This is a genomic window from Xanthovirga aplysinae, from assembly GCF_009711365.1.
In the GTDB taxonomy this organism is placed as follows: Bacteria; Bacteroidota; Bacteroidia; order Cytophagales; family Cyclobacteriaceae; genus Xanthovirga; species Xanthovirga aplysinae.
This window is the reverse complement of record NZ_SMMB01001166.1, coordinates 1-10,045: the sequence shown is the minus strand read 5'-3', so window position 1 is coordinate 10,045 and position 10,045 is coordinate 1. Positions and strand designations below refer to the sequence as shown.

The window sequence follows — 10,045 nt, the reverse complement described above, 5'->3', positions numbered from 1 at the left end:
GAGTCTCTTGGAGCAGTAGGCAAATCAATAGGTATTTTAACAACAGATTTGGCTTTTCACTTAAGACATTTTACAATATCCTCAAATGCTACTCTTCGTTCCAACAAATTGCAAACGGACGACTTTTCCCCGAAAAGGAATATTTCGATCAAGCTCATTTTATAAAGGACGTAAAGCGGTTTACAGGAGCTACACCAACTGATTTGTATCTAAACAAAAACGACCGATTTTTACAATTGACTACCCTTCGAGAAATATAAATTTGTCCTTTCTACTTTCTATTAAATCAAAGGACAATGAAAGCAAATAAGTTGACACCAAACCTTGAGGTCAAGGACATCAAAGAAACGGTAGATTTCTATGAATCGATTTTGGGATTTTCCCTTGTAATGGCAGTTCCTGAAACTCAAGACGGAATCGAACAAGCCCTGGCGGAGGGGAAAGATTATGTTTATGCCTTGGTGAAAAAGGATAAAGTGGAGCTGATGTTTCAGCGAACAGACAGTTTTAAAGAGGATATAGCTCTTGCAAGAAACCTACCGATGGGCGCCAGCGCTTCGTTTTATATGGAAATTGATGGAATTAAGGCATTTTATGAGCAAATCAAAAGCAAGCATATTAATCCAACCAAACTAAAAACGGCTTGGTACGGAATGCAGGAATTTTATATTGCCGACAATAACGGCTACATTTTGGGATTTGCGGAAAAGAATGACTGATTATGGATATTGAGATTTACCGCTGTTATTGTCTGTCGTTGAAAGGAGCGGAAGAAAAAATGCCGTTTGACAATACGACATTGGTCTTTTCGGTCAAGGGCAAAATGTTTTCCTCCACGAATATTGAAACATTTGACCTCATTAATGTCAAATGCGACCCTGAAGAGGCCATATTACTTCGAGAAAAATACGAGGACGTAATTCCAGGCTACTACATGAACAAAAAGCACTGGAATAGTATTTCGACAAATGGAAAAATTACAGATAGCCAAATCAAGGAGTGGATTAAAAACTCATACGATCTGGTAGTTTTAGGACTTCCGAAAAAATCACAGAATGAGCTTCAAATGGAGTGAGGATTGGACTTTTCATTGTATAAAAGGAATAGTGGTTTGAGTGCTAACCCTTACCTTTTTGTTTTATTTACATAAGTTTTCCAAACAGAAAGGTAGCACGTTGAAAACGGCTACCGCTCTTGGGCAAAGCTGTTGGCAACAAAATTTAAAAAGTAGGTAATAAAAAATAAAGAAGACCTGGTATTTATTAAGGTTTCCACCCCTTATTTCGATTGATTCCAAAAAGCGTTTTGGTAGGAATGGAGGAATGCTTTATGGTTGTTAACATGGGAAAAGGTGGGGGCCTTCCCAGGAGATTATTTCTATGAACATAGTGATGATCAAAATGTGTTGACGGGAATAAATCAAACGGAATATTTCTGTACCCACCGATAAAGATAATTGTTTACCAAACATTTTTTCATGGCTATTAGGTTAATAGTTTTGGTAATTGAAGCACTTCCAAGGGTTTTTATTAACCTTGCCACAACCCCATTCAAGGATATTGAAAGAATTTAGGTATTATTAGATTTGAAAAAGAAGACAAAAGGAATATAAACCTAATTTGTTTTATTTAGATTTGGGGCTGGTCGAATTGGATTTAAACCTTTGTTGTCCCAAGCAAGGACCATATTAATTAAGCAACTTGAAAAATAAAGCCAAAGATTTTAATGGTAAAAGTTACTCTTATTGCAATATTATCTTTCCAAACATTTATTCTGAGTTTTTTATTATTTCTCAGAAAGGAAAATAAAAGAGTAAATATCTTATTGGGAGTAGTTCTGATATTTTGGGCCTTAACTACGACCAACTTTGCCGTCATCCAGGGTTTGTTTCAAGAGCAGATGCTAAGGTTTATTCCCTATTTAAAAGTAGAACTGTTATTTGGACTTGGGCCTTCATTGTACCTGTATACCAAGTGTGTGGCAAATCCTAAATATGAATTAATTAAAAAAGACTATCTTCTTTTTATCCCTGTGGTCCTTGAATTAATGTATTACAGAACCCCATTCTACAGGGATGGTGCCATTCAAATAGGAGCTGATGTTCAGAATAATCTGCATCTGATTTTTATAGTTGTACAGTGGTCAGGATTTCTGTACTCTACTATATTTATGGTATGGTCAATAATTTTATTGGTAAGGTATAAAAAATGGCTCTACAACAATTTTTCCCATACACAGGATAAATCCTTAGAATGGATACAAGTACCCATCGTTAGCTTTGTATCATTTTGGTTCGTTTGGTTTGGAATACGATTAACCGATATTTTTTTATTTGAAGGAATGTATGGAGAGTTTTATTTTTTTCCATTATACATTATTCTAACCATTATAATTTTATGGATTGGATTTAAGGGATATACAAATTCCGGCTTAGGAGCTATTGGTTTAAAAACTTTAGTAAAGCCTCGCAAGGAAATATCTTCTGAAGACAATCTTAATTTCCAATTAATTGCAGAGTCCTTAAAAAGCAAAATGGATTCCGAGAAGTTTTATCTTGACCCGGATTTAAGCTTGAAAAGTTTTGCTACCAAAACAGGCATTCATGAAAATGTGATTTCAAAGGTTATTAATCAAATTCTTGGCATCAATTTTCATGAGTTTGTTAACAGATATAGGGTAAAGGAATTTATTGAAAGGATAAAAAAAGATGAAAAAAAACAATTTACCTTTTTAGCCCATGCATATGATAGTGGCTTTGCTTCAAAATCATCATTTAATTATATTTTCAAAAAACAAACCCAAAAGACCCCAAGGGAATATTTTGAAGAATTTGTGAAAAAATAAGGGTAAATTTGGTCCGAAAACTCGTTTTGGGACGACCAATCCTGTGTATTTGCTGTGATTTGTGGCTATTTAAGGTAAATCACAACAATAATGAAACAAATTCTTTTTATCGTTTTAGCACTATCTTTAGTAAAGAGTGCAAAAAGTCAAAATAGTTCAGGATATGATTTTTCTTCGATTGAAGATAACATCCTTAAAGCAATCGAAAGCAAAACAATTCCTTCCGCTGTTGTTGCGGTGGCAAAAGATGGCAAGATCATTTATGAAAATGCTTTTGGGTGGGCCGATGTTGAAAATCAAATAAAAGCAACAATACAAACTTCCTACCAATTAGCTTCTGTATCAAAACCTATAACCGCAACTGGTATAATGATTCTTAATCAGGAACCAGGATTTGATATTCATTCACCCGCCGAAAAATATATTTCCCCATTAAAATTTAAGAGTTATGAAGGTGTTTCTTCAGAAGTGAAGGTGCTGGATTTATTAGACCATACCTCAGGTTTGGGGACATATTTTGAAATTAACTATGATGATGAAGGAGTTGTCCGTGTTGATGATTTTGAAACAGCCTTTAAAAAATACGGCTACTTATTTCATCCGTCCGGATTGAAGTTTGAGTACTCAAATATGGGTTACGGCTTGTTGGATTATATTATAGAAAAACAAAGTGGTAAAAGCTTTTCGGGATTCATGGATGATGAATTGTTTTCACCTCTTGGAATGAAAAACTCCTTTGTTGGATATCCGAATAAAAAGGGATTGACTGTAGCCAAAAAATATGGCTTAAATCAAACCGTACTACCTAAGGTCAGAAATAACACTAGAGGTGCAGGAAATATTTACTCCAGTGTGCACGATTTGATTTTATTTGGGATGTTTCATCTGAAAAATGGTAATAGCACGGTATTAAATGATAAATCCATTGATTTGATGCATAGTTATAAAAATAAAAATGCCCTATACCACTATTATGATGCTACTTATTATGGGCTTGGCTGGTATTATAAACCTGATGATGATGGATTTAAGTTAGTTTGGCATGAAGGGGGAATGATGGGGATAAGTTCAATGATAAAACTCATCCCGGAGAAAAATATAGCCATTGCTGTAATATTAAATACCTTTAATCAGCAATATTGCCAGGACATTACCAATAAATTAAGTAGGATAATATTACCTGATTATACCCCCGAACCTATTAATATAATTGGCCAATACAAACACTATACTAGCGATTCCACTTTTTTTGGAAATTGGAAGGGTACAATCAGGGTTGGAAATCAGGACGTGCCTTGTACATTAAAAATAAAGCCAGATGGAAACATTATTATTGACTATTTAGATTTTACGTTAAAATCATATTTCACTCAAGGAAATCCATTGCCCCACAAATCCATTTTAACAATGGGTCAAGTTAATGAAAACTCATTCATAGGTATGTTTCCTGGTGATTTACCTTCGAAAGATATCAGGCATGAGTTTAGTCAGTTTTTATCCTTAAAACTTTATAAAATTGGGGATGTATTATCCGGAACTGTAGTGGCATTTGCAGCAGCAGAAAGAGAATATTATGGGTACCCTTATTATATTCGACTTGAAAGAAAATAAAAGTACGTATTCGCGTAGGTAGAATTCTTTTTGAAAGTAAGGTATGATTAAAATGTTATTGAGCGATCATCAAATTTGAAATGCAGCTATAATTTTCAGTATGTAATCATGGTATTTTGGTGGTAGAGGAAGTTTTTCAGTGTGCGGTTTGCTTTGCCAATTAACAGATTTGGCTATCTTGTATCCCAAATTTAAACTAAATCGCACACTACCACTTTTTCTGTGATGTTTGCAATAATTTAAAATAATGGAATTTAAAGAGCAGGTAATAAAATATAAAGGTCGACCCGTATTCATTAAGCTTTCCATGCCTTATTTTGATAGAACACTGAAGCATTATGTTGAAGATGAGGCTTGTTTTATGTTTGTGAACAAGGGTGAAGTTGGGGTCCGTTCTCAGGAAGATTATTTTAAATTAAATAAAAATAAGGCCATGCTTGCTAAGTGCCTTAATTACTTCTTCGAACCTAGCGATGATGAAAGTAAGTGTGTTGACGGAATTGAATCTGTGGGAATATTTCTTTACCCTTCGGTAGTGGAAGACCTGTTTGAATTCGATCTTTCCACCTCAAGTTATTCCCTAGATTATAATCTTAAGCAAATTGAAGTAGACCGATTACTGGAACATTATAGGGAAAGCATTGATATTTTGTTGGATAACCCTGAGTTAGCAGATGACAATATGGTAAAAACAAAGTTGAAAGAATTTGTTTTGTTGATGACTAAATCCCAGCAGGCACCTTCTCAACTAGACTTTTTAGCCGCTTTGTTTAAACCTAACGAGGTGGGCTTTAAAACCACTATCCAACATAATTTATACGCTAACTTATCTTTAGATGAATTGGCCACACTTTGTCATTTGAGTCTTTCCTCTTTTAAAAGAAAGTTTAAAGAAGTTTTTAACGATAGCCCAAAGAAATACATTGCTAGAAAGAAAGTGGAGAAGGCCGCTGAATTATTAAAAGCAAATGATTTGAGAGTTTCTGATATTGCATATGATGTTGGATTTGAATCTTTGGCTACTTTTAACAGAAATTTCATCAATATTTACGGAAAATCTCCGTCAGAATACCGCCTGAGCCAAAATGAGAGATCTTTGGGCTAAAACGAGAAATTAAAGGCTTTCCTTTTCATGACCTTTGTTCTATACAAGTTGAAAGAACAAAATTTAAAAGAACAAAGTCATGAAAAATTCAAAAGTATTAAAGACCTTCCTAATTATTTCAGGTTTATTGCTCACCTTTATTGGTGGTACTACCCTAATGATGCCAGTAGAAATGAAAGCTGGTGCCGGGATTGATATTGCTGGAAATATCAGTGTAATAAACGATGTTAGAGCTTCTAGTGCGTTGATCTTGGCTATTGCAATATTGACAATCATTGGAGCCTTCAAGAAAAATTTGACCTATACTTCCTCTCTGGTTTCATTTCTCCTTTTTCTTTCCATCGGTGCTGGTAGATTATTAAGTATACTACAAGATGGAATGCCTGTGGATGGCTTGGTTAAAGCTACTGGTTTAGAATTTATCCTTGGTATTACGGGTGCAATTCTGTTCACCATCTATCGAGAAAAGAATCAAACAAATTTCACATTTAAAAAAATATAGTCATGAACAAGGTAATAATGATTACAGGTGCCAATGCAGGCATTGGCAAAGATACTGCCAGACAATTGGCCTTAGTTAAAGACACAGAAAAGATTTACTTGGCCTGCAGAAATAGAATAAAAGCTGAAGTTGCTAAAAAATCATTAGAAGAATCTACAGGAAGATCAATCTTCGAAATCTTAATCATGGATGTTTCAGATCCTGATTCTGTGAGAAAGGCTGTTTCCCAATTATATGAACCCATTGATGCATTAATTATGAATGCTGGTGGAGTAGGGGGGAAAAGTCCGGAAAGCTTAACCAAAGAGGGTGTGACCAATATTACGGCAGCGAATCTTTTGGGACATGTGGTGCTGGTAGATGAATTGTTGAAAGCCGATAAACTTAGAAATGTTGCTTTGTTTGCAAGTTCTGAAGCAGCAAGAGGGATTAAAGCAACGGGAATGAATCGTCCCCAATTAAAAACAAATTCTGTAGATGAATTCGCTTCTGTTTTTGATGGTACCGCCTTCGAGGGTAAGTTTGATGCCATGCAGGTTTATGGGTGGGTTAAGTATGGGGGAACTTTATGGATATCGCATATGGCAAGAAAACATCCCCATATCAAATTCATAAGTATGAGCCCAGGAGGAACAAGAGGTACCGAAGGAATGACTGACCTTCCATTCCTTAAGCGTATTCTGTTCAAATATATTGGAATGCCAATATTTATGCCTTTGATGGGCTTGTCTCATAAACTAAGTAAAGGTGCACAGCGATTCGTAGACGGTATTAGTAATGAAGCCTTAAATAGTGGAGTTTTTTACGCCAGTAAGGAAAATGTACTTACTGGACCAGTAGTAGATCAGAGCACTATTTGGCAAGATTTAAAAAACGAATCCTATCAGGATAATGCTAATGAGGCCATTCATAGATTTATCAAATAATGATTAAACAGGAGTTGGTTCAAATTTATCTCAATCTTCAAATAACTCAAATACTTTAATTAGTTCAATCAGTTCAATTATTTCTCCCCCTGGAGAACTCTCAGGAAGCACAGACTTCATTAATAAAAAAAAGGTTATGAGAGTTCCGAAGGCCAATTAAATCGATTTTTTCCTGAAGAAATAGGGGAATAAATGTGTGAAACTAATTAATCAATCATCATAAATACAAAAGTTATGTCTAAAGTAAATTTAATTATTGTCGCTAAAATTAATCCTAAAGAAAGCGAAGCTTTAACCCACTATTTAGGTAATGTGGGAAAACTTTTTGAGCAAGTAAAAGCCAAACCTGTTGGAAGATATCAAATTTCCGAAGCCTCAATTGGGGAGTATACACCTAGTGCAGTTACCGTAGTGGAGTTTCCTAATAAAGAGGCTGTGAACGAAGTCTTTGACTCAGAAGCGTATAAGGAACTTTTACCTTATCGTGAAAAGGCTTTTACCAAATTAGAGGCATATATTAGTTAACAAAATAGGATTTAATGGTTAGGGTAATCTGTGGGAGCATCTTGTTTCCATTGAATTACCCTGGCGGTTAAAGTAAACCAGTTGAAGCGGTCGTAAATACCCTGACCGGTAGTGGATTGGTGATCCAAACCAAAAAGTGTTTTTTGGCATTATTAAGCAAATTGAGTTTTTCCTTTATACTAATTAAAATGTTATTGATATGAATTCTGTTATTTCACCTGATTTCCCATTTGAATCTAAATTCTTAGAAGTGAATGGTTCCAGAATGCACTACGTTGATGTTGGGGAAGGAGACCCCATATTATTTCTTCATGGGCAGCCAACATCTTCCTATCTCTGGAGAAATGTTATCCCTCATCTCCAATCAATGGGACGGTGTATTGCTCCGGATTTAATAGGAATGGGAAAATCTGACAAACCAGACCTTTCTTATTCATTCCATGACCATTATGATTACCTGGAAAAATTTATAAAGAAACTGAACCTTAAAAACATTACGTTGGTAATTCATGATTGGGGTTCAGGTTTGGGTTTTAATTACGCCAATAACCATCGGGATAATATAAAAGGAATCGCCTTTATGGAGGCGATGATCCAACCGCTGAGCTGGGATGATTTTCATTCAGATTTTAAGCTTGCATTCAAAATGATGCGTACTCCTTTTGTGGGTTGGTTAATGTTAAGTGTGGGCAATATGTTCCTCAACAAAGTGGTTCCAGACCTAATTGTAAGAAAACTGAGTAAAGAAGAATTGGCTAATTATAAAAGACCATATCCTACTGTTGCAAGTAGAAAACCGGTAAGAACCTGGCCCACTCAAATCCCAATTGACGGGAAGCCTATGGGTGTTTTTAATTTAATGACGGCGTACAATAAGTGGTTAACTGAAACAGATATTCCCAAATTGTGTTTGTACGCTCAACCTGGAGCAATTTTGAAGAAAAAGGAGGTGGAATATATAAGAAATAGTTTCCCCAACACAAAAATGGTGGATATTGGAAAGGGATTACACTTTATTCAGGAAGATAACCCCCATTTTATTGGCCAGGAAATTGCCAAATGGGTGGATGAAATTTGATGGATTTATTCAATTGTTTCACTTTTGTAAAGTCATTATCAAATTGTGAATAAAATTGAGTGGACCCAGGGAGCTTCCAATGGATTCCCTTGTTTAGATACATTTGAAATGTGGTCGCATCATAAATTCAAACGAACCACAAAGGGTTTATAAACCGGCATCCTGCCTTTTTTGTATTGAAAGTTATGGGAATGGAGCCTATAATAAAACTTAAAGGTATTAGGCAAAAAATAAACTTTTTTGCCAGGTTCCCAGAACACCTTCTAGAATTGGAGTGGATATTACCATTATTTCAGATGGTGCAGGCTCATTTGTAATGATCCGGATAAGTATAACGGACACAATGGTAATGTATCGGTATACTTAAAAAAATGATGATCGATTGGCCTAAGGGTTTGGCTTGGGCCTAATTTTTATATAATATTTTGCTAATCTTTTCATCATAGCTTAATCAAAAGAACAATAAAGTTTTGAACCCATCAATTTTTATTTCAATTCTGGCCACAATACAATCCCACTATTGAGCTAAACCAAAATGATTTAATAGGGCAATGGTTAAATTACATTTATAATGACCCTATAGATACCGCATTTTATTATCGCTTATGCTCCTTCTGGTAGTTCGATAAAGTATAGGGTCAAGAGAGCGTTTTCCATTGAGATAAATTATCTTTTTTCAATTAAGGACAAGATATTTCCTGCTGGGTCTTTGAACCAAGCGATGCTTGGTCCCTTATCACCTCGACAAATTCCCTTTTCATCTGTAGCAATCATTCCCTCATATTGCTCAAAGGTGATTCCTTTGCCGATAAATTCATCCACTGTTTTCTCAATGTCTTTTATCTGAAAGTTAAGAACCGTAAAGGTTGCTGGAATATGGTTCTCTTTTGAGTAAATAAATATGGGATTATTACCAGGAGTGTGTAGCTCCAATGCCCCCATTGGTGTTTCTTTTACCTTTAGACCCAAAATTTCCTGGTAAAATTCTCTGGTCTTTGAAAGGTCATTTGTTGAAAATCCGCTGAAGGCAGTTGAGTTGTTTAGCATAATTAATTTTTTTATTCTTCGCCTTCTAATTTAAGGCTTTCTTTTTCCTTTCTAAGTTCTAACTTGAATTATTCTTTTTTTGTTAAACCCTAAACAATGAATGGGCTATTTGAAAACCTCTTCTTTATATCTTGGCCTCCATTGTTGTGGTTGTCGGATGGATGGGAATTATTGAAGGTAATTCCAAATTAAATTTAGCTGGTATAAATTATTATAAAGATAAAAACTTTTCCTTTCCTTGATGTAGAATAGGTGAGGTACTTAAGGAAGGTAAATAGATTCGTTGTTTGTGAAAATTATTTTGATTGGTTATTTAATATTTCTATTCCAATTTGATTTGTCAAAATGAGGAAATCACTAGGTCTATTAACCGGTATAATTTAGCCTGAGGTAATTAAATAAAATAG

General features: G+C 35.0%; 10 protein-coding genes and 1 pseudogene. 10 read left to right on the top strand and 1 reads right to left on the bottom strand.

The annotated features are described in order from the left end of the window. The 10 genes and pseudogenes from E1171_RS24300 to E1171_RS15175 form a co-directional block, all read left to right on the top strand. Positions 1 to 260 (top strand): annotated as a pseudogene (locus tag E1171_RS24300) (helix-turn-helix domain-containing protein); the annotation flags it as partial. Between the two features lie 36 nt (positions 261 to 296). After that, entirely contained in the window at positions 297 to 719 is a 423-nt protein-coding gene (locus E1171_RS15215; protein WP_155206901.1) for a VOC family protein, read from the top strand. Between the two features lie 2 nt (positions 720 to 721). Beyond that, positions 722 to 1,075 (top strand): MmcQ/YjbR family DNA-binding protein, encoded by a 354-nt coding sequence (locus tag E1171_RS15210; RefSeq protein WP_155206900.1) that lies wholly within the window; start codon positions 722 to 724, stop codon positions 1,073 to 1,075. Between the two features lie 749 nt (positions 1,076 to 1,824). Then, complete coding sequence (locus tag E1171_RS15205; RefSeq protein WP_187696479.1) at positions 1,825 to 2,844, top strand: helix-turn-helix domain-containing protein; 1,020 nt, start codon at positions 1,825 to 1,827, stop codon at positions 2,842 to 2,844. A 90-nt stretch (positions 2,845 to 2,934) separates the two neighbouring features. Beyond that, complete coding sequence (locus tag E1171_RS15200) at positions 2,935 to 4,455, top strand: serine hydrolase domain-containing protein (RefSeq protein ID WP_155206898.1); 1,521 nt, start codon at positions 2,935 to 2,937, stop codon at positions 4,453 to 4,455. A gap of 247 nt (positions 4,456 to 4,702) precedes the next feature. Next, on the top strand, positions 4,703 to 5,560 hold the full coding sequence (locus tag E1171_RS15195; protein ID WP_155206897.1) for a helix-turn-helix domain-containing protein: 858 nt from the start codon (positions 4,703 to 4,705) through the stop codon (positions 5,558 to 5,560). 79 nt (positions 5,561 to 5,639) lie between these two features. Continuing rightward, positions 5,640 to 6,062: a DUF4345 domain-containing protein gene (locus E1171_RS15190; protein ID WP_155206896.1), complete on the top strand. Its 423-nt coding sequence runs from the start codon at positions 5,640 to 5,642 to the stop codon at positions 6,060 to 6,062. A 2-nt stretch (positions 6,063 to 6,064) separates the two neighbouring features. Beyond that, a complete protein-coding gene (locus E1171_RS15185; protein WP_155206895.1) occupies positions 6,065 to 6,988 on the top strand; it encodes an SDR family NAD(P)-dependent oxidoreductase in 924 nt (307 codons plus the stop codon). A gap of 234 nt (positions 6,989 to 7,222) precedes the next feature. After that, entirely contained in the window at positions 7,223 to 7,513 is a 291-nt protein-coding gene (locus E1171_RS15180; protein WP_155206894.1) for a DUF1330 domain-containing protein, read from the top strand. 199 nt (positions 7,514 to 7,712) lie between these two features. After that, positions 7,713 to 8,591 carry a haloalkane dehalogenase gene (locus tag E1171_RS15175; protein WP_155206893.1) on the top strand — a complete coding sequence of 293 codons (879 nt, stop codon included), beginning with the start codon at positions 7,713 to 7,715 and terminating at the stop codon, positions 8,589 to 8,591. Between the two features lie 666 nt (positions 8,592 to 9,257). Here E1171_RS15175 and E1171_RS15170 read toward each other — a convergent pair. Then, on the bottom strand, positions 9,258 to 9,638 hold the full coding sequence (locus E1171_RS15170) for a VOC family protein (protein ID WP_155206892.1): 381 nt from the start codon (positions 9,636 to 9,638) through the stop codon (positions 9,258 to 9,260). Between the last annotated feature and the right edge of the window lie 407 nt (positions 9,639 to 10,045).